The organism is Pusillimonas sp. DMV24BSW_D (genome assembly GCF_011388195.1).
Classification (GTDB): Bacteria; Pseudomonadota; Gammaproteobacteria; order Burkholderiales; family Burkholderiaceae_B; genus Neopusillimonas; species Neopusillimonas aestuarii.
The window spans coordinates 2615785-2637413 of sequence record NZ_CP049990.1 but is presented as its reverse complement, the minus strand read 5'-3'; the positions used below and the strand labels follow the sequence as shown (position 1 = coordinate 2637413).

Genomic DNA, 21629 nt, shown 5'->3' with positions numbered 1-21629 from the left:
TTTGCTTTATCTGACCCCTTAAGAAAAAACAAGGATTCATCATGACGAATTTTCCTCGTATCGAGCGCCTGCCGCCCTATGTGTTCAACATTACCGGCGAGCTCAAAATGGCGGCGCGGCGTCGTGGCGAGGATATTATTGATATGTCGATGGGTAACCCAGACGGCCCGACGCCCAAACACATTGTCGACAAGTTGGTCGAGGTTGCGTCGCGGCCCAATACACATGGCTATTCCGTTTCAAAAGGGATCCCGCGTTTGCGCAAGGCTATTTCCGACTGGTACGGGCGGCGTTACGACGTTCAAATCGACCCGGACACCGAAGCCATCGTGACCATTGGCTCCAAAGAGGGGTTGGCGCATTTGATGCTGGCCACGCTCGAGCGCGGTGATACGGTTCTTGTGCCAAATCCCAGTTATCCGATTCATATTTACGGCGCGGTGATCGCCGGGGCCAATATTCGTTCTGTTCCCATGACGCCGGGCCTCGATTTCTTCGAGGAAATTGAACGGGCGGTGAAAGAAAGTATTCCGAAGCCCAAAATGATGATTCTGGGGTTCCCCAGCAATCCAACAGCCCAGTGTGTCGAACTGTCGTTTTTCGAGCGTATTGTTGCGCTGGCCAAAGAGCACAATATCTTGGTGGTGCATGATCTGGCTTATGCCGATATTACTTTCGACGGTTATGTTGCGCCTTCCATTTTGCAGGTCGAAGGCGCTCGCGACGTTGCCGTTGAGTTTTTCACCATGAGTAAAAGTTACAACATGGCCGGCTGGCGTGTGGGCTTCATGGTGGGTAACGCCGAACTGGTGAATGCGCTGGCGCGCATCAAGAGCTATCACGATTACGGCACTTTCACACCCATTCAGGTTGCCTCCATTACGGCGCTGGAAGGGCCGCAAGACTGTGTGCACGAGGTGGTTGAGCAATATCGCAGCCGCCGTGACGTGCTGGCCAAAGGCTTGCATGACGCGGGGTGGATGGTCGATATTCCAAAAGCGTCAATGTATATTTGGGCCAAAATACCGGAAGCCTATCGTTCATCGGGGTCGCTGGAGTTTTCCAAGAAGCTGCTTGCCGAAGCCAAGGTGGCCGTCTCGCCGGGCGTTGGCTTTGGCGAGTACGGCGACGATTACGTGCGCTTCGCACTGATAGAAAACGAGCAACGCACCCGGCAGGCGGTGCGCGGCATTAAAGAAATGTTTCGTAAAGATGGGTTGATTAAATGAATTCTGTAAAAGTGGGTTTGCTGGGGCTGGGTGTTGTTGGTGGTGGTACCTGGAAGGTTCTGGTTCAGAATGCAGAGGAAATCGCTCGTCGTGCCGGTCGCAAAATAGAAGTGGTGGCGGTAGCCGTTCGCAATGTCGAAAAAGCCCGGGCCTTGGTTGGCGATCAAGTCTATGTAACGCAAGATGGGCTTGAAATCGTGCGTCGTCCCGATATCGACATCGTGGTTGAGCTTGTAGGTGGTGAAACCGTTGCGCGTGAGTGGGTAATGGAAGCCATTGTTCAGGGCAAACACGTGGTGACAGCCAACAAAGCCTTGCTTGCCAAACACGGCAATGAAATTTTCGACGCTGCGCATAAGAAAGGCACTATGGTGGCTTTCGAAGCAGCGGTGGCCGGCGGAGTTCCTATTGTCAAGGCTATTCGAGAAGGCTTAACCGCCAATCGAATTCAATGGTTGGCCGGTATTATCAACGGCACCACGAACTATATTCTGTCGGAAATGCGGCTTAAGGGCCTGTCGTTCAACGAGGCGCTGGCCGACGCTCAGCGCCTGGGTTACGCGGAAGCCGATCCTACTTTCGATATCGAAGGGGTAGACGCCGCGCACAAGCTGAGTTTGCTGGCTTCGCTCGCGTTTGGCATTCCCGTGCAATTCAGTAAAGTGCACACAGAGGGCATCACCACTTTGGCCAAGGAAGACATCGCACATGCTGAACGTCTGAGTTATCGCATCAAGCTCCTGGGTATTACGCGTCGCACCAGTCAGGGTATCGAATTACGTGTGCACCCCACCTTGATTCCCATCGAACGCCTCCTGGCCAGCGTCGAAGGTGCGATGAATGCCGTGCAGGTGCAAGGCGATATCGTGGGGCCCACGTTGTATTACGGACAAGGGGCGGGCGAAATGCCTACAGCCTCAGCCGTGGTAGCCGACCTGGTCGACGTGACGCGCTTGCAATTTGCTGATCCCGGCCATCAGGTGCCGCATTTGGCATTCCAGCCTGGATCTATGGCTGATACGCCGGTACTCGACATGGCCGATGTGGTGTCGTCTTACTATTTGCGCATGCGCGTAGACGATCGTCCGGGCGTATTGGCTGAAGTGGCCCGTATTTTGGCAAATCACGAAATATCCATTGGTTCCATGTTTCAGGAGCCTCATGGTCCGGCTGATGCCGACATTATTTTCCTTTCTCATGAAGCGCGTGAGGGCAATATCGACCTCGCGCTTGAGGAAATCCAGAATCTGCCGTTTGTACGTTCAAACGTTATTCGGTTAAGGGTGGAAAGCCTGCTATGAAATATCGCTCAACCCGGGGCGGCATGACGCCCCAACCGTTCTCCGACATTTTGCTTGAAGGTCTGGCACCTGACGGTGGCCTGGCTTTGCCTGAGCAATTGCCGCAGGTATCGGCACAAACGCTTGAGTCTTGGCGGTCACTGTCATATTCCGAGTTGGCTGCTCAGGTTCTGGGTTTGTTTATCGATGATATTCCGCCGGCCGATTTGGCCAGGCTAACCGCAGCGGCCTATACCGTTGAGAATTTTGGTTCGGTTGATATTGTACCGGTCAAGCCGCTTGATCACGGTGTGAGTTTATTAGGGTTATCGCAGGGCCCAACGCTGGCGTTCAAAGATATGGCCATGCAGTTTCTGGGCCAGGTTTTCGAATATGTGCTTGAAAAGCGTGGAACCAGTCTGAATATCCTGGGCGCCACGTCGGGTGATACCGGGTCGGCTGCCGAATATGCTTTGCGTGGCAAAAAAGGGGTGGCCGTGTTCATGCTTTCGCCGCATGGCCGAATGAGCGACTTCCAGCGCGCCCAGATGTATTCCCTGCAAGACGAAAACATCCATAATCTGGCTGTGAAGGGGGTGTTCGACGAGTGTCAGGATATCGTGAAAGCGTTGTCGTCTGATCTCGATTTCAAGGCTCAGTACCGTTTGGGTGCCGTTAACTCTATTAATTGGGCCCGCATTGCCGCTCAGGTAGTTTATTACTTCTGGGGTTGGTTGCGCGTAACGACCGGCCCTGATCAGCCAGTCTCGTTTGCCGTACCTTCGGGCAATTTCGGTAACATTCTTTCTGGGCATCTGGCGCGTCAAATGGGTTTGCCGATTCGGCGTTTGGTGTTGGCCACCAACGAAAACAATGTTTTGGAAGAATTTTTCCGCACCGGGGTATACCGGCCCCGTTCAGCTGCACAAACCCATGCCACTTCCAGCCCATCCATGGATATCTCCCGGGCGTCCAATTTCGAACGTTTCGTGTTCGACCTTGTCGGACAAGACGGAGCACGAGTTGCGGCACTATGGAAAGAGCTGGGTGAAAAGGGTTACTTTGACCTTAGCAATTTGAAACCGGAGTTTGAGTCTCGCTATGGCTTTGCCAGCGGGGTTAGCACTCATGCTGATCGTCTGGCCACCATTAAGGCGGTTCATGAGGGCACGGGTGTTCTAATTGACCCTCACACAGCCGATGGGGTGAAAGTGGCGCGTGCCTTTGTCGAGCCCGGTGTTCCTATGCTGGTACTGGAAACCGCTTTGCCGGCCAAGTTCAGTGAGACAATACAAGAAGCCATTGGCCAACCCGCACCGGCACCAGAGCACTTGCGCGATCTTGGTTCGTTGCCGCAGAAAGTGGAGGTGATGGATTGTAGCCTTGAAGCGGTACGCCGATACATTCAGGATCACGCCAAAATTTATTAAGGATCGCCGAATGGCTACGCCCCTGACATTCAGCAATATTGTTGCGGTTGGTTTGGGGGCGGCTTTTGGCGCTGTCGCGCGTTGGTTGTTGGGGCTGTGGTTGAATCACGCGGGCGCGTTTATGCCTTGGGGTACATTAGCCGCCAACTTTATCGGCGCTTATGCTATTGGCTTGCTTCTTGGCGTGTTGATGCATTTTGCCGATTCACCCGAATGGCTTCGTCTTTTTCTTATCACCGGTTTGTTGGGTGGTTTAACGACGTTTTCAACGTTTTCAGCGGAAACGGTGGGTCTTATTTCCCGGGGCGAGTATTTTCCCGCATTGGGCTACGCGCTGGTTAGCCTGGCAGGTTCGTTAACCCTGACCTTTCTTGGGCTGTGGTCGGCCCAGCGTTTTTTCTAAAGACAGCTCTGAACTCTGCCGACCAATACGTGTTTGGCGGCGGTTAATCCGCTTCTTACCGCGCCCTCCAGCACCGCCGGGTACCCTGTGTCCGTCCAGTCGCCGGCCAGCCATAAGCCGCGCCATGGTGTTTGGGCGGCAGGTCGCGCAAGATTCGGTGTAGCGGCAAAGGTTGCACGCTTTTCTACGACGAATGTATGGCCGCGTATCGTCGGCATGGGGCAGGCATCGCCTGTTTCAGTGGCGAGTTGATTCAATAAATAATGAACCGCTTTCTCGCGGGGTAAGGACTCAAGTACGTTTGCGTCGCTTGTAACAATGGCCAGTAAATTACGGTTACGGCTGCCTTTGATATGCGCATGATTAAACAGCCATTGCCCGTAGGCGTGTTGCTTGGGGTCATCTTCCAGCATCAGCATCGGACGGGGGGGGAGACTCTCCCAGGGTTGCGTCAGCTCGATCCACAGGGTTGCAATGCGTCTGTATTCGAATGTCGACAGTTGGGTATGTAGCGTTTTGCCGTCATTGCATTCCGGTAAGTCAGCAAGTAATTTTTTTGCACTGTGAGCAGAGGTTGCCAGAATGACAGCAGCATGTTCATAACGATCATTCAGGCAAAATCCGTTTTTGCTGCGCGTCATTCGGCGTATGGGTGTACTTAGATGAAGGTTAAGTGAGCGACATACCTGGGTTGGCCATAACGATGTCAAAAGGTCGTTGGCAATCAGGACATCGGTGGCACCTTTATGTCGGTTACCCAAGCTGTCTTTAAGCACATTGGCCATGATCTGGGCGTCTGCTTCATCGGGGTGGGTATTGAGTGCCGCCAGGCAAAGGGGGTGCCAAAAGTACTTGCACGCTGCGTGTGTTTGTTTTTGGTTGCGTAACCATTGGCTTAGGGTTGGCGTGTCGGGTGAAATTTTCCAGTGCTTGCGCTCGAGCTGATACAACGAGCGAACAAGATGATATTTGCTTTGCCACGACAAGCCCAGCGCGCCCAGTAGGCCAAAAAGCATACCAGCGCGCCCGCCGGGAAACCGGGGCGGGCGCAAACGAAACGTGTTGTTTGGCGTGCCAAGGTATAAGGGCTCGCGATGAAGATGCTCAGCGGCATCGACTCCGCACGACTTCATCAATGCCAAGGTCTCCGTATAGGCGCCTAGAAGAATATGCTGACCGTTGTCGACTGGCTTGGATAAATCGGGGCTTTGAACAGATCGGGCTCGCCCGCCAGGTTGGTGCCCGGACTCGTAAACGGTGACCGCGCAACCGGCTTTTTTCAGGGTGTGAGCCGCGCTTAAACCAGCCCAGCCCGCACCGATAACTGCAACATTCATTTGTTTAGCTGATTTGCCAGGCGACGCCCGCCCGTGACCCAGGTTTTCCAAGCCAGCCAAAGTTTACGGATGGGCGTAAGGGAAATGCGCTGATGTAGCACCTGCCATTGGTCGCGTTCAATTTCAAGCAGTAACGCATAGTAAATTGCCGCCATCGCCAGACCCGGACGCTGATTGCGACGGTCTTCGTCTGGTAGTGCGGCCAATGCTTCCCGATAAAAAGTTTTTGCGCGCTCGGTTTGATCGCGCATCAGCGCATTGAAGCGATCCGAATATTCTCCATTCAGGATCTCGGCGGCTTTTACATCGTGCTTTTGCAATTCGTTAACGGGCAGGTAAATACGGCCGCGGCGGGCATCGTCGCCTACATCGCGGATAATATTCGTTAATTGGAATGCGATGCCGAGCTTTTCAGCATACTCAAGGGTAGCCGGGTTGTTGTAGCCGAATACACCGACAGAAAGCTGGCCAACCACGCTGGCCGCGTGCCAACAGTATTTTTTAAGACCTGGCCAATCAAGATAGCGGCTTTGGTCCAGATCCATTTCCATGCCTTCGATAACTGCGTGCATGCGTTCGGCAGTGAGCTGGCAACGGTCGCGATGTGGCAGGAGTGCTTGCATGACGGGGTGGTCGGCGCGATCTTGGAAGAGCGCGGAGACCTGCTGATGCCACCAAGCGAGTTTTTGCCGGGCCACCCCGGTGTCCGTGCAATCGTCAACTACGTCATCCACCTCGCGGCAGAACGCGTAGAGCGCTGTAATGGCACGCCTTTTTTCGTTTGGCAAAAACAAAAATGAATAGTAAAAGCTTGAACCGCTTTGGGCGGCTTTGTTCTGGCAGTATTCGTCAGGACTCATGTATAAATAATGGTATCAAGTAGAGGCCCGGCGGCTTATGGCGCGGCCAAGTAAAAGAATCCAGTCGCCCTTGTTCAGAGTGGGACGCCGGCTAAATACGTTGTAGTTTAATTGTTCCAGGCGCTCAAGTATGCGCAGGCCCCCCAGAATGACGAACTTTAGTTCCAGACCCAGGCGCCCCCCCAAATTGTGCACCAGTGGGAAACCGCTATTTAGCATAGTGCGAGCTTGTTGGGTGCGCTCTTGCATAAGTCCTTGCCAGGCCTCGTCGCAGCGACCTTGCGCAATGTGGGTTTCGGTGACGCCGAATGATTGCATGGCACTTTGTGGTAAATAGATACGTTCCTTGCGCCAGTCGATTGTTACGTCTTGCCAGAAATTGGTGAGCTGCAAGCCGGTACAAATTGCGTCGGAAAGGGGGCGGTTGGCAGGGGTATCGGCCTGGTACAGCTGCAACATCAGCCTGCCCACCGGATTGGCTGAGCGTGAACAATAGTCGAGTAACTCTTGATCGTCGGCGTAACGCGTTTTTTGAACATCTTGCGAAAATGCCGAAAGGAGATCAAAAAAAGGCTCAATAGACAGTTGGTGAGTCTGAATTGTTTGTTTCAGGGGAAGAAAGATGTCGGCGATAGCAACCGATGCGTTAAGGGGGCGTGCGTCTTCCTGAATGGCGCTTAGTTGCCTGCGGTAAGCGTCTAATTGAGCCAGTCGTGTTTCTGCGTTTGCATTGCCCTCATCAGCGATATCGTCTGCGCTGCGTGCAAATCGGTAAATATTGATGACTGCGGGTCGCAAATGCCGTGGCACGAGCAAAGAAGCAACCGGAAAGTTTTCGTAGTGGTCGACCGGCATAATGTCGTTGACAAATTTTACAAGTGGCCGAGCGAACCGACCGGAGTTGGATTAGACTTTCGGTATTAGGGGGAAGTTATGCCACGTCCGATTACGGCAACGATATCTCTGCCGTCATTACGTCACAATTTAGGTGTGGTTACACACCAACTCAATAGTATCAGTAGTCAGAATAACCGCAAAAGACCTTTCGTGTGGGCGGTGATCAAGGCCAATGCTTACGGTCATGGGATTACCAATGCGGTTCAGGCGTTCAGTCAGGCCGATGGCTTGGCGATGCTCGACCTTGATGAGGCCATTCAATGCCGCGAGTTGGGGTGGCAGGGGCCTATTCTTATGCTTGAAGGCTTTTTTAAGCCAACCGATATTCCGCTGTATGAACAATACAAGCTGGACGCAACGTTGCATTGTCATGAGCAATTGCTCATGTTGGAGCGCGCTGCGCCAAAGTGCGCGTTAAACGCTTATATTAAGCTCGACACTGGGATGAATCGGTTAGGTTTCGAGCCGGCCGAGTTTCGGGCGGCATGGGCACAGGCGCAGCAGTTGCGCAGCCGCGGTCGCTTGGCTCAACTTGGGAAAATGACCCATTTTGCGCGAGCTGATGAAGTCAGTGCTTACACCGGAGAACAGCTTGCGGAGTACCAACGCATGACGCAAGATTTACCGGGGCCTGATAGTGTTTGCAACTCCGCCGCAACACTTACGCCGCCTGTTTGGCAGGCTTTGCCGGATACAAACGCACAATGGGTCCGACCTGGGATCTGTCTTTATGGTTCTACGCCGTTTGTGAGTCAAAGTGCCGATGCGCTGGGCTTAAAGCCGGCCATGACGCTTAGCTCAGAGCTCATCAGTGTGCGCCGCGTCGAGTCGGGGGAAGGAGTAGGGTATGGTCAAATGTTCAGAGCGTCTAAACCAATGATGGTGGGTATTGTCGCTTGTGGTTACGCCGACGGTTATCCGCGCCATGCTACAACCGGCACCCCGGTTTGCGTTGCCGGTGTGCGAACCCGTTTGTTGGGTCGGGTGTCCATGGATATGCTGGCGGTTGATCTAACCAATATGCCTGATTCGGTGGTAGGAAGCCCGGTCGTTCTATGGGGCGAAAACGGGCCTTCGGTTGACGAGGTGGCGCAAGCCGCCGGTACGATCGGTTACGAGCTATTATGCGCAGTGGCACCAAGGGTTGCCAGAATCGTTGTCGAAAGTAATTTGGAAAAGGACGGCCAGTGAAAGATAAATGTGTACTTGTTACGGGCGCGACACGAGGGATTGGGTGGGCTATTAGCCAGCGCCTGGCTGATCAGGGGTGTCATGTAGTGGGCTTGGCGCGCCATGTGAACGATATTGATTTTCCCGGTTACCTATATGCTTGCGATTTGTCGAACGCAGGTGAAACCGAAGAGGTTTTGCGCGTCATACGTGAAAAATATCCCATTGATGGCGTGGTAAACAATGTAGGCGGTATTCGGGCGGAGCCTTTGGGTGAAGTTGAACTCGAGTCGCTGTACAGCGTTTACGATCTCATTGTGCGGGTGGCGGTTCAGGTTACACAGGCTTTCGTCGGCTCCATGAAGGCGCGCCGTGAAGGGCGCATTATTAATATTTGCGGTACGGCAGCGCATGGTTCAGCCAATCAAACGAGTTTCGCCGCCGCCAAGAATGCGCTTATTGCCTGTACAAAAACCTGGGCGCTGGAATTGGCTGAATACGGAATTACCTCGAATGCAGTGTCTCCCGGAGCGGTGGAAACCCACACATTTCGAGAGCACAACCCGGTTGGCAGCGAGGCTGAAGTACGTGCGCTAAGTTCAGTACCCTTGCGGCGCCTGGGGCAGCCGTCCGACGTCGCAGCGGCCGTGCAGTTTCTGCTGTCGGATGACGCCGGCTTCATCACCGGCCAGATTCTGGGTGTCGACGGGGGCAGCAGCGTGGCCGGGCGTTAAACGGGGCACGCATGGCAAAAACAAAACGTACCTATGTTTGTTCGGAGTGCGGCGGCACCTCGTTGAAGTGGGAAGGTAAGTGCCCCCATTGCAACGCCTGGAACACCCTGGATGAAGTGGTTCAAACGCCGGCCGACGCACATCGGTTCGCTCCATTGGCCGGCGCCAGTCCGGTCCAGGCGCTGTCGGACATTGAGGCGCGTGAATTGCCGCGTCAACCTACAGGGATTAACGAGTTTGATCGCGTGCTGGGTGGGGGCCTGGTGCCTGGCGGGGTGGTACTTATCGGGGGCGATCCGGGAATCGGTAAGTCTACTTTGCTACTGCAAACCCTGGCCTCTTTATCGCGCAATGTCCCGGTTTTGTATGTTACGGGCGAGGAGTCTGCGGAGCAGGTTGCTTTGCGCGCGCGCCGTCTCGAGCTGGAAACGGGAAAAGTGAATTTGCTGGCGGAAATTCGTCTCGACGCCATTATGGCTACGTTAACCCAGGCGCGTCCGAAAGTTGCGGTGATCGATTCAATTCAAACGTTGTATTGTGCAGAATTGTCGGCGGCGCCGGGGTCTGTATCGCAGGTGCGGGAATGTGCTGCGCAATTAACGCGCTTAGCTAAACAAACCGGTACAACACTGGTGCTCATTGGCCACGTTACCAAGGAAGGTGCGTTAGCGGGTCCGCGTGTGCTGGAACATATTGTTGATTCCGTGCTTTACTTCGAAGGCGACACGCATTCGGCTTATCGTTTGGTGCGGGCATTCAAAAACCGCTTCGGTGCCGTGAATGAGTTGGGTGTGTTTGCCATGACCGACAAAGGCTTGAAAGGTGTCAGCAACCCATCGGCGTTGTTTTTATCACGCCACAACGGGGCGGTTTCCGGTACTTGCATCATGGCCACTCAGGAAGGGTCGCGCCCGCTGTTGGTTGAAATTCAGGCATTGGTAGATACAACCCATATTTCCAGTCCGCGACGTTTGAGCGTGGGTCTGGAAAGTACGCGGTTAGCTATGTTGCTGGCAGTTCTGCACCGGCATGCAGGGGTGGCGACGCACGACCAGGATGTATTCGTCAATGCGGTGGGGGGGGTCAAAATCACCGAGCCTGCCGCCGATTTACCGGTTTTGCTGGCGATTTTGTCCTCCTTGCGTAATCGACCGTTGCCCGACGGATTGGTGGTGTTTGGAGAGGTCGGGCTGGCGGGGGAAATCCGTCCGGCGCCTCGCGGGCAGGAACGTTTGCGTGAAGCAGCCAAGCTGGGGTTTGGCAAAGCGTTGATTCCTCGTGCCAATGCGCCGCGCCAACCCATCGAAGGTTTGGAGATTTGGGCGGTTGATCGCATTGATGAAGCAATTTCCCGGTTGCGGGAAACATAGAAAAGGTCAAAAGCATGGTGGGACTGCGTCGTGCCGGGTGGTTATCCGGTTTTGGGCTGGGTTATCGAGCGTTGATTAGGGATTGGCGCTCGGGGGAGCTACGAATGATCGTCATGGCGCTGATTGTCGCCGTGGCGGCCATCAGTAGTGTAGGATTTCTCACTGATCGCGTGAGTCAGGCTCTGGGGCGCAACACCACTCAAATGCTCGGCGGAGATTTGGCACTGGAGGCCGACTCGCCGATTTCCGCGCAAATAAAATCACAAGCCACCGATTTAGGGCTGCGTGTTGCCCAGACGGTGTCGTTTCCATCAATGGCCAGTGCCCAGGCGGGGTTAAAGCTGGCTTCGGTGAAAGCGGTTTCGCCCGATTATCCTTTGGTGCCCGGGTTAACGTTGCGTACGAGTGCAAATGGCCCTTCAGAAATCGTTTCCGCAGCACCTGCGTCTGGGCAAGCATGGGTCGATCCGCAAATTTTGGGCTTGCTGAATTTGAACATTGGCGATGAGGTTGGGCTTGGGGATCTGCAATTAACAATCGCTGGTGTCATTACCTACGAACCTGACCGCGGCGTGCAGTTTGTCAATGTGGCGCCTCGAATCATGATGAGTACGCTCGATCTTGATGCCAGCGGTTTGTTGGGTTTGGGTAGCCGCGCCCGTTATGGCTTGTTGGCGGCAGGCTCACCATCTGACGTTGAGGCCTTTCAGGCGTGGCTGACACCCCGTCTTGAGCGGGGGCAACGCTTGAAAAGTATTGATGAGGCGCGCCCCGAAATTCGTAGTTCGCTTCAACGAGCACAGCAATTCTTGTTGTTGGTTGCATTGCTTGCCGTCATGATCGCAGCGGTTGCGGTCGCATTGGCGACGCGGCGTTTTCAGCTTCGGCATCAAAATGGTTTTGCCGTTATGCGTTGCCTGGGGGGGAGCGCTAGTCAGTTGCGTGGGTTGTTGTGCAGTGAGTTTGTGCTGCTTGCAGCATGTGCTTCTTTAATTGGTGTTGTCGTTGGTTATGCCGTTCATTTGCTATTAGTCATGACGATTGCGTCGGTGTTCAATACGGTATTGCCGCCGGCCTCATGGGGGCCGGCTTTACAAGGCGCAATAGCGGGGCTTATTTTGCTTTTGGGTTTTGCACTGGCGCCGCTGTTCGAATTGGGGCGTGTGTCGCCCGCCCGGGTTTTGCGTGATCAAGCCCCCCGTTTTAGTTCCTATCGCAGTCTGGCTTACTTGTCGGGTTTGTCGGCGTTTGTAGGGCTAACGTATTGGGTGTCGGGTGATGCGCGCCTTACGTTGACGGTTGTGGGTGGTTTTCTTGCGGCACTTGTGCTTTTCGTCGCACTTTCCTGGCTGGGGCTATGGCTGCTGGAGCGTTTGCGCCATTATGCCGGCGCTCCTTCTATACTGCGATTTGCCCTTGCAGGGCTGGCGCGTCGTCGTAGCTTAACGGTTGCACAGGTCAGTGCATTGTCGCTAGGCCTGATGGTTTTGTTGTTGCTTACTATTACGCGCACTGATTTATTGCAAGGTTGGCAAAATACCGTGCCGGCCGATGCGCCGAATACTTTCCTTATCAACATTCAGCCTGATCAGGCTAATGGCGTGCAGGCCATGTTGCGTGAAGAGGGTTTGGTCAATGAGGCACTGGCCCCCATGATACGAGGGCGTTTGGTAGCGATCAATGGCTCGGCGGTTGATCCCGATCAATTTGAGAGTGGTCGGGCGCGGCGTTTGTCTGAGCGTGAATTCAATTTATCGTATCGCGACAACTTGCCCGACAGTAATCGTATTGTCAGTGGACAATGGCTGGATCCGGCCAAAGCCGAAGTGTCTCTGGAAGATGAAGTAGCGCAAACGCTGGGTCTGAAAGTGGGTGACCAGTTGCAATTCGACATTGCCGGAGAACTGGTGGATGTTCGCGTTACCAGTCTGCGCGAAGTGAAGTGGGACTCCTTTGATGTAAATTTCTTTGCGTTGATGTCGGAGTCCGTGCTGGCGGATAAGCCCGCTTCTTATCTGACTTCCTTTTATCTGCCGCCTGACCGGGTCGGGTTGATGCAAGAGCTTGTGCAGGCTTTCCCGAACATTACGGTTTTTGACGTGGGCGTTATGTTGGCGCAAGTGCAACGGATTCTCGATCAGGTTATTCGAGCCGTCCAGATTCTTTTTGTGTTTACCTTGTTGGCCGGTGTGCTGGTCTTGGCAACCGCGTTTTTCGCAACTCGCGAGGAGCGCCTTCATGAAGTGGCTGTTTTACGCATGTTAGGTGCCAATGCCGGGCAACTGCGTCGTTCGATGAGAATTGAACTGTTGTTGTTGGGTGGATTATCGGGTTTGTTGGCGGCTGCAGGTGCGGTGACTGTCGCGGCTCTTTTGGCACACTACGTATTGTCGATTGATTTTATTTTTTCCTGGTGGCCTTGGGTACTTGGGGTCGGCTTGGGCCTTTTGGCAACGTTGTTGGCTGGGTTGCTGGCATTGCGTGGCGTATTGAATACGCCGCCGTTGTCGTCATTGCGGGTATTGGCATGAACGGGCGTTTAAAGCCATGGATCGATATCTCTGTGGCTCAGGGATGTTTGCGATTTGCAACGAGTTTAATGCCTGATGGTGAAGAGGGTGGCGCAGATCCCAAGGTATTTAATGGTTTGCTTTTCGACCCAAATAACCCTCTTTTGCATGCTCAGGCGGTACAAAAAGGGGGGCGTCAATCGGCCTGGTTCGTTCAAGGGCCTTTCGGCTCGGCTGTTTTGCGCCATTATCGGCGTGGCGGTTGGGTTGCCAAAATAAGTGCAGATCGCTATTTTTGGCAAGGGCCTCAAGCCACCCGTTCCATGGCGGAGTTCGCAATACTGCATAAAATGATGTGTCTTGGTTTGCCGGTGCCCGAGCCATTGGCGGCCGGTTACTGGCGCCGGGGCTTAAGCTATCGGGCCGCGCTGGTTGTGGCGCGAATTGAGAATGCTGCGCCTTTAGCGATGCAATTACAGCCCGAGAATGCCGCGCGAGTTGCGTCGGTTTTGAAACAATTTCATGATGCAAATGTTTGGCACGCCGATCTGAATGCCTTTAACATTCTGTTGGATTCAAGCGGAAAAGTATGGCTCATCGATTTTGATCGGGGGCGTTTTCGTTCAATGTCGGCGTCGTTGCGTCGACGGAACCTGCTACGCCTGCGTCGCTCTTTGTTAAAAGTTGCCGGATCTCAGGGTGACATTTTTTGGCAGGCATTAAGCAACGCCTATTACGCATAGCACCGGCGTCCTGAATGGCCCCCAAAAAAAAGCTATGATCACGCGTTTCAATTTCAAATTTCGCCGGGGTGAATACCAATGCGATTGAAAGGGCTGTTGTCGTTTGCCATGTTGTGCATGGGTTTGTGGGGGTTGTTACCAGCGCACGCCCAGCAGCGCGTTGTAAACGTTTATAACTGGGCTGAATATACTGCACCTGATACCTTACCGGGTTTTGAACGGGAAACCGGTATTCGCGTGCGCTACGATGTTTACGATAGCAATGACGCGCTGCAAGCCAAATTATTAACAGGTAAATCAGGTTACGACATCGTTGTGCCGTCTACGCACTATGCGGCCCGCCAATTGCAGGCCGGTTTGTTTCGCAAGCTCGACAAATCGCAAATTCCCAATTGGAAGCATCTCGATCCAGACATCATGGCATTGCTGGCGGAAATTGATCCGGGCAACCAGTATCTGGTTCCATGGGGGTATGGCACCAACGGTTTAGGCGTGAATGTGACCCGTGTGCGAGAAGTGCTTGGGCCCGATGTGAAGCTTGACAGTTGGGATCTGTTGTTCGATCCCGAAAACGCGCGCAAGCTGCAGTCGTGTGGTATATCCATTCTGGATGAGTCTGCTCAGGTGTTCCCGGCGGCGTTACATTACCTGGGGCTGGATCCGAACAGTGGCGATACCGGCGATTTTCGCGCTGCGCTTGATCTGCTTAAAGGAATTCGTCCTTTTATTCGCCAATTCAGCTCATCGGGTTATATCGATGAGTTGGCAACCGGCGATCTTTGTCTGGTTTTTGGCTATTCGGGCGACATTATGATCGCCAGTCAACGCGCTAAAGAAGCCAATCGTCCATACGAAATTGCGTATTTCATTCCGGAAGGGGGGGCGCCGGCCTGGTTCGACACAATGGCAGTGCCTAAAGACGCACCTCATTTCGACGAAGCGATGGCGTTCATTAATTACATTGAAACACCGGAGGTACATGCGGCGATCACTAACGAACTGTTTTATCCCAATGCAAATAAAACCGCACGCGAATTTGTTGTCCCTGAGGTAGCCAACAACCCCATGATCTATCCGCCGCCCGAGGTCTCGCGCACCTTGTATGTCATTGAGCCCTTGCCATTAAAATCAAAACGTATTCAAACCCGTATGTGGGCCGAGCTTAAATCCGGTCGCTAATCATGACAGACAATCGAAATACCAACGCAGTGTGGGCCGGCGATGCCGAAGAATTCGTTCGTGTAGAAGATATCGTCAAAATATTCGGCGATACCGTGGCCGTTCAGTCGGTGAATTTGTCGGTACGGCGCCACGAAATATTTGCATTACTGGGTAGTTCCGGGTGTGGAAAGTCGACGCTGCTGCGTATGCTGGCGGGCTTCGAGGAGCCGTCTTCGGGCCGTATTTTCCTGGATAACGAAGACATCACATTGTTACCGCCTTACCGACGCCCGGTGAATATGATGTTTCAGTCTTATGCGTTGTTTCCTCACATGACAATAGAGGCGAACGTGGCATTCGGTTTGAAGCAAGAGGGGGTGCCACGCCACGAGATTCACGAGCGCGTGTTTGACGCGCTCGATCTGGTGCAGATGGCGGGATATTCGCGCCGTAAACCCAATCAATTATCGGGTGGCCAGCAGCAGCGTGTTGCACTTGCGCGCAGCCTGGTCAAACGCCCAAAGCTCTTGTTGCTCGACGAACCCATGTCAGCGCTTGATAAGCAAATCCGCCAGAAAACCCAGGTTGAGCTGGTGAAGATTCTGGAACAGGTGGGGGTGACCTGCATTATGGTGACGCACGATCAAGAAGAGGCGATGACCATGGCATCTCGTTTGGCGGTCATGACCGAGGGCCAAATTGTTCAATGCGGCACTCCGCAAGAGGTATACGAGTTTCCAAACTCCAGGTTTGTGGCCGGTTTCATCGGCTCAACCAATATGTTCAACGGCACCATAGTGGTAGATGAGCCCGACCATGTGGTCATTGAAAGCGAGCAGTTGAGCCGCCCGCTGGTTGTCGCACACGGGGTTAGCGAACCCTTGGGTATGGATGTGCATATTTCTATTCGTCCTGAGAATATTAGGGTGAATGTCACGCAGCCGGAAACCGAAGGAAACTGGGCGCATGGCCATGTGAATCATGTGGCGTGGATGGGCAGTTATGCGCGCTATCAAATTCGCCTGGACTCCGGTTTTATGGTGGAGGCGAACGTGCCGGGCGTCATGATGGTTCAGGCTGAAGCGCCGGCTATTGATGACGAGGTGTATGTCAGTTGGTCCGATGACAGTGCGACGGTGTTGCCTTCATGAGCAAGTTCACTGATTGGTCGCGTCGGCTTTTATCCAGGCGAATGGCCATATTGCCGCCATTCATCTGGATGGGTCTGTTTTTGCTGGTGCCATTTCTATTGGTATTGAAAATCAGCTTTGCCGATTTGCGGTTCGGTATTCCGCCCTATACCTCGTTTGCGCAAATCCAGGATCAAGCCATTACCTTAAGCTTGCACCTGAACACCTATGCGCTGTTGTTTACCGATAACCTTTATATCGCCACCTATCTGAACTCAATCAAGGTGGCGGCCATTACGACCTTATGGTGTGCCATTATTGGTTACCCCATGGCGTATTACATTGCCCGCTCACAACCGGCTCTGCGCAGTTTGCTGTTGGTGCTGGTCATTTTGCCGTTCTGGACATCATTGCTGTTGCGTGTTTATGCCTGGGTCGGGATTCTGCGCAACGATGGCCTGCTGAACAACTTTTTGATCTGGTTGGGCGTTATTAGTGAACCGCTGGAAATTTATCGAACCGATCTGGCAGTTTATATCGGCCTCGTTTATGCCTATTTACCGTTCTTTATTTTGCCGCTCTACGCCAACCTGGTAAAGCTGGATGTGCGGCTGTTGGAAGCCGCTTACGACCTGGGTGCGAAACCCTGGAAAGCCTTTTTAAGCGTCACGCTGCCGCTGTCGTTGCCGGGCGTGATTGCCGGTGGCATGCTGGTGTTTATTCCCACTGTGGGGGAGTACGTTATTCCAGAGCTGCTGGGTGGTGCCGATACGCTCATGATGGGGCGTGTGATGTGGACGGAGTTCTTCAATAATACCGATTGGCCCATGGCAGCCGCCGTTACGGTGGTGATGGTGGCCATTCTGTTAATTCCGCTGGTTATTTTCCAGAAGAATCAAATGAGCCAAATGAATGGGGGTGAACGCAAATGATTCAACCCAATCGTTGGTTCAGGGCATTGGCGTTGTTTGTGGGATACGGCTTTTTGTATGTGCCCATCGCCTGCCTGATGGTTTTCTCGTTTAACGATTCTTCGTTAATGACAACCTGGTCTGGTTTTTCGTTGCGTTGGTATGTTGAGCTATTCAATGATCGCGCTTTGCTTAGCGCTGCGTTGTTGTCGTTGCAAATTGCGGCGTTGACCGCCACTGCCGCAGTCATTATTGGCACTTGGGCGGGCTATGTTTTGGCTCGTATGGGGCGCTTTCGGGGTTTTACGTTGTATATAGGCATGCTGAGTGCGCCTTTGGTTATACCCGAGGTTGTGCTGGGTATTTCATTGCTGTTGCTGTTTGTGGAAATGAGTCAGCTTATTGGCTGGCCGCAAGGTAATGGCATGTTCACTATTTGGGTCGGGCATGTCACTTTGTGTGTGGCGTACGTCGCCGTGGTGGTGCAGTCACGCATTCGAGACCTTGATCGTTCACTGGAAGAAGCGGCACTTGATCTGGGCGCCACGCCGTTGAAAGTGTTTTTCCTGATTACCGTGCCGTTGATTGCCCCGGCGTTGTTGGCGGCCTGGCTGTTAGCCTTCACTTTGTCGCTCGACGATGTGGTTATCGCCTCGTTCCTTTCTGGGCCGGGTTACACCACGCTGCCGCTGGAGGTGTTCTCGCGCGTTCGCCTGGGTTTGAAACCTGAAATCAATGCGTTGGCGACGTTGTTTATTCTGATTGTTGGTTTATTCGTTATTGTGGCGAATCGCCTGCAATGGCGAGGGGAGTCTAAATGAGTGAATCCGTTGTTTTATACGGGCTGAAAAAATGCAGCACTTGTGTGAAAGCCATGAAATGGCTGGACGCCAATGACGTGCCGTACACTTTTATTGATTATCGTGAACAACCTGTTGACGCCAAGACTTTAAAAGACTGGGCTGGTCAGGCAGGCTGGGACAAACTCATTAATCGGGCCTCAATGACATGGCGAAATTTACCGGAAAGTCAAAAAAGTCCGGCATCTCAAGAAGACTACCTGGCCCTTGTCGCCGACCATCCAACATTAGTGAAACGACCCGTTGCCGTGGGCCTGGCACCGAATATTGTGTTGGGGTTTTCCGAGAAAAAATATGTTGAGCTAAAGGGGTAAGGTTTGCTAACACAACAACAGTTAAAAGAAAATGTCGCAGTGGCAGCAATCGATTATGTGCTGCCGTATTTAAAGCCCGACACTGTTATTGGCATTGGTTCGGGGTCAACCGCCGATTTGTTTATCGATCAACTGGCCCAGTATAAAAACCGTTTCAAAGGTACGGTTTCAAGCTCCGAACGCAGCACCACACGCCTGCAAAGCCACGGTATTGAAGTGTTCGATCTGAATGACATCAGCCATGTGCCGGTTTATATCGATGGTGCCGATGAAATTGACGCCGGCTTGCACATGATAAAAGGGGGCGGCGGAGCATTAACCCGAGAAAAAATCGTGGCCTCGGTTGCCGATCAGTTCGTATGTATTGCCGATGAGTCGAAATGTGTCGATTACCTGGGTGCTTTCCCCTTGCCCGTCGAAGTCATTCCCATGGCCCGCGAAGCAGTGGCCCGACAAATGGCGGCACTTGGTGGGCGGCCTAAGTTGCGGGAAGGCTTTACCACCGACAATGGTTGCCAGATCCTCGACGTAGCGGGTTTGCGTATTACCGACCCGAAAGCCTTGGAGGCGCAGGTAAATAATATTCCAGGGGTGGTAACGTGTGGTTTGTTCGCCATAGCAGGCGCCGGCGTTGCATTAATTTCAACTCAAGCGGGTGTTGAGCAGCGTAAGCCCGCTTAGTCATAATCACGTCATAATTATCGGGTAAGGTAGCAGTACAATTTTTATCCGCGTTATTGAAACCAGAGGTTCAATCATGACCGAACACACCAACAAACAGTTTTCCGCCGAGCTCGAGAACGTTCGCTCTTCGTTCTTGCAAATGGGGGGCCTGGTTGAGGCCATGATTGGCGAGGCGATGAATGTACTGGTAAACAAAGAAGTAACGCTCGCCGATACGGTTCATGATCGTGAGAAAGAAGTAAACCGGTTGGAAGTCGAAATTGACGAGCGAATTGGGTTGCTTATTGCGCGCAATCAACCCACAGCCGTCGATTTGCGTCTATTGCTGTCGGTTTCAAAAATGCTTACCGATATGGAGCGGTGCGGCGACGAGGCCGACAAAATCGCAAAAATGGCGCGCCGGATGCATGAGGCGGGTGGCCAGTACATTCCAGCGGTTGAGTTACGGCACATTTCCACTCAGGTTACGAACATGATTCGTAATGTGCTCGATGCGTTTGCCCGTGAAGACCCTATTCATGCAGCGACGGTGGTACGCAACGATAAAGAGGTCGACAAGGAGTGGAAAGCCTCCTTACGCCATTTAATCACTTATATGATGGAAGACCCGCGCACGATTTCCCGGTCTATCGATCTTATTTTCATCGCCCGCTCTCTTGAGCGAATTGGTGACCACGCCAAAAATATGGCTGAACGTGTTATTTATATGGTCCACGGAGACGATGTACGCCACATTGGCGTAAAAGCCACAGAGCGCGTGGCCCGCGGCGAACCTCTGGTAAAACAAGGAGACTAACCCCGATCGGCACTAGTTTGGATACATTCCGTTTAGCAAAAAAAAGTCACGTTATGAACGTGACTTTTTTACTTTGGGGCGTTTCAATTACTGCGAAGGCGGCACAAAGCCTTGTGCTTCAACATCGACATCTTCGAAAAGAAACCTTTCCATTTGCTGTGCCAAATATTTGCGTGCCCGGATATCCGCGAGATTGAGCCGGTTTTCATTTACCAGGCGGGTTTGGGTTTGCACCCATTGCTCCCAAGCCTCTTTGGAAACGTTTTGCCAGATACGTACACCCAGTTCCCCGGGATAAGGGGGCGCGGGTAGCCCTTCGGCTTCGCGCTTTAGTTTTACACATTGAACCATACGTGTCATAGGTGCGCCTCTTACTGATTAATTTAGCAACATGCAACATTGTACCCAGTCGTGATGTGGTGCGCATTCTAGAGCTTTTTGATGAACACCAGACTGTTTCGCGAGCGGTTGTAATGTGCCTGACGCTCTCTTGGCAGGTCGGCAACGCCGCCCTGTACAAAGCCGCGTTTGATAAACCAATGTGACGTGCGCGTGGTAAGTACGAACAACCTGCGTGCCCCTGCAGCCCGGGCCTTGGATTCAGCGTGTCGCAACAGCATTTCGCCTTCACCTTCGCCCTGCCATTCAGGGTGCACGATTAAACAAGCCATTTCGGCCATGCGGTCGTCGGGGTAGGGAATCATGGCAACGCAACCGTAGATGACACCGTCGTGCTCCAGGACGGTGAATTGCTCAACGTCGCGCTCGATAACGGCGCGGCCGCGTGGAACCAGCGTGCCGTCGGCTTCCAGCGGATCGATTAAACGCACAATCGCCCCTACGTCATCCATGGTGGCGGGGCGCAAGTCGTCCAGCGTGTCTTCCACAACCATGGTGCCCACGCCATCGTGTGTAAAGATTTCCAACAGTACGCTGCCATCAAGTGTGTAGGGCAGCAGGTGAGCTCGGGCGACGCCCCTTTTAACGGCACGGGAGGCGTGGCTGAGGAAAGTGGCGGTGTCTTCGTCGAGTGCGCCGCCGGCCAGCAGGGCATCGGCATCTTCACGCGCCAGTTCGGTATCGACTGTACCGTCTTCATGTCGGATAGTGCGATTTTGAGTCAGAAAAATGAGTTTTTCCGCACGCAGGGAAATGGCTACGCTGGTTGCCAGATCCTCCATGGCCAGATTGAAGGCTTCCCCCGTAGGCGAAAAGCCTAACGGCGACAACAAAACTATGGCACCCTGGTTGAGAACGGAACGCAACGCGTCCGAATCCAGCTTTCGTACCGCACCGGTGTGTAAATAATCCACACCTTCGATGACCCCAATGGGGCGGGCGGTGACAAAATTGCCGGAAATAACGCGAATTTGCGCATTCGACATTGGGGTGTTTGGAAGCCCCTGGCTGAATGCGGCCTCAATATCAAGCCGGATTTCGCCTGCTGCCTCTTTCGCACATTCCAGCGCAGCGGCATTGGTCGGCTGGTTATTGCGCCCAAACCGAACGTCAAGGCCCTTGAGTTTTAATTGCTCATTCACTTGCGGCCGGGATCCATGCACCAGCACCAGCCGCACCCCTAGCGCGGAGAGTAGTGATAAGTCTTGAATCAGATTATTCAGTGCGCCGTCGTTGACCAGTTCACCGCCAAACGCCACGACAAAGGTTTTACCGCGGAAATTATGGACATAGGGCGCCACTTCGCGGAACCAGCGCACAAATTGTGCGGGGGCAAATTGGGCGGCGTCTTGGGCGGAGAAGGTGTCTTCGGGTTCGGCCATAAGAAATAATATAGAAAGCAGTTTGTGTT

Annotated in this window: 21 protein-coding genes; 16 read left to right on the top strand and 5 right to left on the bottom strand. The window is 53.3% G+C overall.

Translation table 11 applies throughout. The features are described 5' to 3' along the window. The first annotated feature begins 41 nt into the window (after positions 1–41). The 4 genes from alaC to crcB are packed head-to-tail and all read left to right on the top strand — an operon-like array spanning position 42 to position 4342. Positions 42–1229 carry an alanine transaminase gene (gene alaC, locus G9Q38_RS12740; protein ID WP_166131637.1) on the top strand — a complete coding sequence of 396 codons (1188 nt, stop codon included), beginning with the start codon at positions 42–44 and terminating at the stop codon, positions 1227–1229. Then, positions 1226–2530, top strand: coding sequence for a homoserine dehydrogenase (locus G9Q38_RS12735; RefSeq protein WP_166131634.1), 1305 nt, complete (start codon positions 1226–1228; stop codon positions 2528–2530). The genes alaC and G9Q38_RS12735 overlap by 4 nt, the downstream gene beginning before the upstream one ends. Beyond that, on the top strand, positions 2527–3939 hold the full coding sequence (gene thrC, locus G9Q38_RS12730) for a threonine synthase (RefSeq protein ID WP_166131630.1): 1413 nt from the start codon (positions 2527–2529) through the stop codon (positions 3937–3939). The genes G9Q38_RS12735 and thrC overlap by 4 nt, the downstream gene beginning before the upstream one ends. Positions 3940–3949: 10 nt before the next feature. Next, positions 3950–4342, top strand: coding sequence for a fluoride efflux transporter CrcB (gene crcB, locus G9Q38_RS12725; RefSeq protein WP_166131627.1), 393 nt, complete (start codon positions 3950–3952; stop codon positions 4340–4342). Here crcB and hpnE read toward each other — a convergent pair. Genes hpnE through hpnC form a run of 3 tightly spaced genes read right to left on the bottom strand, consistent with a single transcriptional unit; the run spans position 4339 to position 7394 of the window. Then, positions 4339–5679: a hydroxysqualene dehydroxylase HpnE gene (gene hpnE / locus G9Q38_RS12720; protein ID WP_166131624.1), complete on the bottom strand. Its 1341-nt coding sequence runs from the start codon at positions 5677–5679 to the stop codon at positions 4339–4341. The genes crcB and hpnE overlap by 4 nt on opposite strands. Then, positions 5676–6539: a presqualene diphosphate synthase HpnD gene (gene hpnD, locus G9Q38_RS12715; RefSeq protein WP_166131621.1), complete on the bottom strand. Its 864-nt coding sequence runs from the start codon at positions 6537–6539 to the stop codon at positions 5676–5678. The genes hpnE and hpnD overlap by 4 nt, the downstream gene beginning before the upstream one ends. 15 nt (positions 6540–6554) lie before the next feature. Further along, entirely contained in the window at positions 6555–7394 is an 840-nt protein-coding gene (gene hpnC, locus G9Q38_RS12710) for a squalene synthase HpnC (RefSeq protein ID WP_166131618.1), read from the bottom strand. Between the two features lie 78 nt (positions 7395–7472). Between hpnC and alr the strand changes: the two genes are divergently transcribed. The 12 genes from alr to phoU all read left to right on the top strand — a co-directional run bounded on the left by alr (position 7473) and on the right by phoU (position 19819). Continuing rightward, complete coding sequence (gene alr / locus G9Q38_RS12705; protein ID WP_166131614.1) at positions 7473–8627, top strand: alanine racemase; 1155 nt, start codon at positions 7473–7475, stop codon at positions 8625–8627. After that, positions 8624–9340, top strand: coding sequence for an SDR family oxidoreductase (locus G9Q38_RS12700; protein WP_166131611.1), 717 nt, complete (start codon positions 8624–8626; stop codon positions 9338–9340). The genes alr and G9Q38_RS12700 overlap by 4 nt, the downstream gene beginning before the upstream one ends. 11 nt (positions 9341–9351) lie before the next feature. Beyond that, on the top strand, positions 9352–10710 hold the full coding sequence (radA, locus tag G9Q38_RS12695; protein ID WP_166131608.1) for a DNA repair protein RadA: 1359 nt from the start codon (positions 9352–9354) through the stop codon (positions 10708–10710). Positions 10711–10724: 14 nt separating this feature from the next. Continuing rightward, the gene (locus G9Q38_RS12690; RefSeq protein ID WP_166131605.1) at positions 10725–13241 is read left to right on the top strand and encodes an ABC transporter permease; all 2517 of its coding nucleotides are present in this window, start codon (positions 10725–10727) and stop codon (positions 13239–13241) included. Continuing rightward, the gene (locus G9Q38_RS12685; protein WP_228276131.1) at positions 13238–13963 is read left to right on the top strand and encodes a 3-deoxy-D-manno-octulosonic acid kinase; all 726 of its coding nucleotides are present in this window, start codon (positions 13238–13240) and stop codon (positions 13961–13963) included. The genes G9Q38_RS12690 and G9Q38_RS12685 overlap by 4 nt, the downstream gene beginning before the upstream one ends. A 72-nt stretch (positions 13964–14035) precedes the next feature. Beyond that, complete coding sequence (locus tag G9Q38_RS12680) at positions 14036–15142, top strand: polyamine ABC transporter substrate-binding protein (RefSeq protein ID WP_370523893.1); 1107 nt, start codon at positions 14036–14038, stop codon at positions 15140–15142. A 2-nt stretch (positions 15143–15144) separates the two neighbouring features. Then, positions 15145–16275, top strand: coding sequence for an ABC transporter ATP-binding protein (locus G9Q38_RS12675; protein WP_166131599.1), 1131 nt, complete (start codon positions 15145–15147; stop codon positions 16273–16275). Continuing rightward, complete coding sequence (locus G9Q38_RS12670; protein WP_114421867.1) at positions 16272–17186, top strand: ABC transporter permease subunit; 915 nt, start codon at positions 16272–16274, stop codon at positions 17184–17186. The genes G9Q38_RS12675 and G9Q38_RS12670 overlap by 4 nt, the downstream gene beginning before the upstream one ends. Next, positions 17183–17986 (top strand): ABC transporter permease subunit, encoded by an 804-nt coding sequence (locus tag G9Q38_RS12665; RefSeq protein WP_114421868.1) that lies wholly within the window; start codon positions 17183–17185, stop codon positions 17984–17986. Before G9Q38_RS12670 ends, G9Q38_RS12665 begins: the two co-directional genes overlap by 4 nt. Beyond that, positions 17983–18339, top strand: a complete 357-nt coding sequence (locus tag G9Q38_RS12660; protein ID WP_166131596.1) for a Spx/MgsR family RNA polymerase-binding regulatory protein — start codon at positions 17983–17985, stop codon at positions 18337–18339. The genes G9Q38_RS12665 and G9Q38_RS12660 overlap by 4 nt, the downstream gene beginning before the upstream one ends. Positions 18340–18342: 3 nt before the next feature. Next, complete coding sequence (gene rpiA, locus G9Q38_RS12655) at positions 18343–19020, top strand: ribose-5-phosphate isomerase RpiA (protein WP_166131592.1); 678 nt, start codon at positions 18343–18345, stop codon at positions 19018–19020. Positions 19021–19096: 76 nt separating this feature from the next. Beyond that, complete coding sequence (gene phoU / locus G9Q38_RS12650; protein ID WP_114421871.1) at positions 19097–19819, top strand: phosphate signaling complex protein PhoU; 723 nt, start codon at positions 19097–19099, stop codon at positions 19817–19819. Between the two features lie 87 nt (positions 19820–19906). On the opposite strand, the gene G9Q38_RS12645 is transcribed toward phoU, so the two are convergent. Both G9Q38_RS12645 and argA read right to left on the bottom strand, forming a co-directional pair. Next, positions 19907–20179 (bottom strand): oxidative damage protection protein, encoded by a 273-nt coding sequence (locus G9Q38_RS12645; protein WP_114421872.1) that lies wholly within the window; start codon positions 20177–20179, stop codon positions 19907–19909. A gap of 68 nt (positions 20180–20247) precedes the next feature. Beyond that, positions 20248–21600: an amino-acid N-acetyltransferase gene (gene argA, locus G9Q38_RS12640; RefSeq protein ID WP_166131589.1), complete on the bottom strand. Its 1353-nt coding sequence runs from the start codon at positions 21598–21600 to the stop codon at positions 20248–20250. Between the last annotated feature and the right edge of the window lie 29 nt (positions 21601–21629).

Excerpts from the sequence above, each read along its gene's own strand:
- phoU (WP_114421871.1), top strand. The coding sequence starts at position 19,097 with ATGACCGAACACACCAACAAACAGTTTTCCGCCGAGCTCGAGAACGTT.
- argA (WP_166131589.1), bottom strand. The coding sequence starts at position 21,600 with ATGGCCGAACCCGAAGACACCTTCTCCGCCCAAGACGCCGCCCAATTT.
- G9Q38_RS12735 (WP_166131634.1), top strand. The coding sequence starts at position 1,226 with ATGAATTCTGTAAAAGTGGGTTTGCTGGGGCTGGGTGTTGTTGGTGGT.
- G9Q38_RS12645 (WP_114421872.1), bottom strand. The coding sequence starts at position 20,179 with ATGACACGTATGGTTCAATGTGTAAAACTAAAGCGCGAAGCCGAAGGG.
- hpnD (WP_166131621.1), bottom strand. The coding sequence starts at position 6,539 with ATGAGTCCTGACGAATACTGCCAGAACAAAGCCGCCCAAAGCGGTTCA.
- G9Q38_RS12670 (WP_114421867.1), top strand. The coding sequence starts at position 16,272 with ATGAGCAAGTTCACTGATTGGTCGCGTCGGCTTTTATCCAGGCGAATG.
- G9Q38_RS12675 (WP_166131599.1), top strand. The coding sequence starts at position 15,145 with ATGACAGACAATCGAAATACCAACGCAGTGTGGGCCGGCGATGCCGAA.
- G9Q38_RS12660 (WP_166131596.1), top strand. The coding sequence starts at position 17,983 with ATGAGTGAATCCGTTGTTTTATACGGGCTGAAAAAATGCAGCACTTGT.
- G9Q38_RS12690 (WP_166131605.1), top strand. The coding sequence starts at position 10,725 with ATGGTGGGACTGCGTCGTGCCGGGTGGTTATCCGGTTTTGGGCTGGGT.
- G9Q38_RS12665 (WP_114421868.1), top strand. The coding sequence starts at position 17,183 with ATGATTCAACCCAATCGTTGGTTCAGGGCATTGGCGTTGTTTGTGGGA.
- alaC (WP_166131637.1), top strand. The coding sequence starts at position 42 with ATGACGAATTTTCCTCGTATCGAGCGCCTGCCGCCCTATGTGTTCAAC.
- radA (WP_166131608.1), top strand. The coding sequence starts at position 9,352 with ATGGCAAAAACAAAACGTACCTATGTTTGTTCGGAGTGCGGCGGCACC.
- crcB (WP_166131627.1), top strand. The coding sequence starts at position 3,950 with ATGGCTACGCCCCTGACATTCAGCAATATTGTTGCGGTTGGTTTGGGG.
- hpnE (WP_166131624.1), bottom strand. The coding sequence starts at position 5,679 with ATGAATGTTGCAGTTATCGGTGCGGGCTGGGCTGGTTTAAGCGCGGCT.
- G9Q38_RS12685 (WP_228276131.1), top strand. The coding sequence starts at position 13,238 with ATGAACGGGCGTTTAAAGCCATGGATCGATATCTCTGTGGCTCAGGGA.
- hpnC (WP_166131618.1), bottom strand. The coding sequence starts at position 7,394 with ATGCCGGTCGACCACTACGAAAACTTTCCGGTTGCTTCTTTGCTCGTG.
- thrC (WP_166131630.1), top strand. The coding sequence starts at position 2,527 with ATGAAATATCGCTCAACCCGGGGCGGCATGACGCCCCAACCGTTCTCC.
- alr (WP_166131614.1), top strand. The coding sequence starts at position 7,473 with ATGCCACGTCCGATTACGGCAACGATATCTCTGCCGTCATTACGTCAC.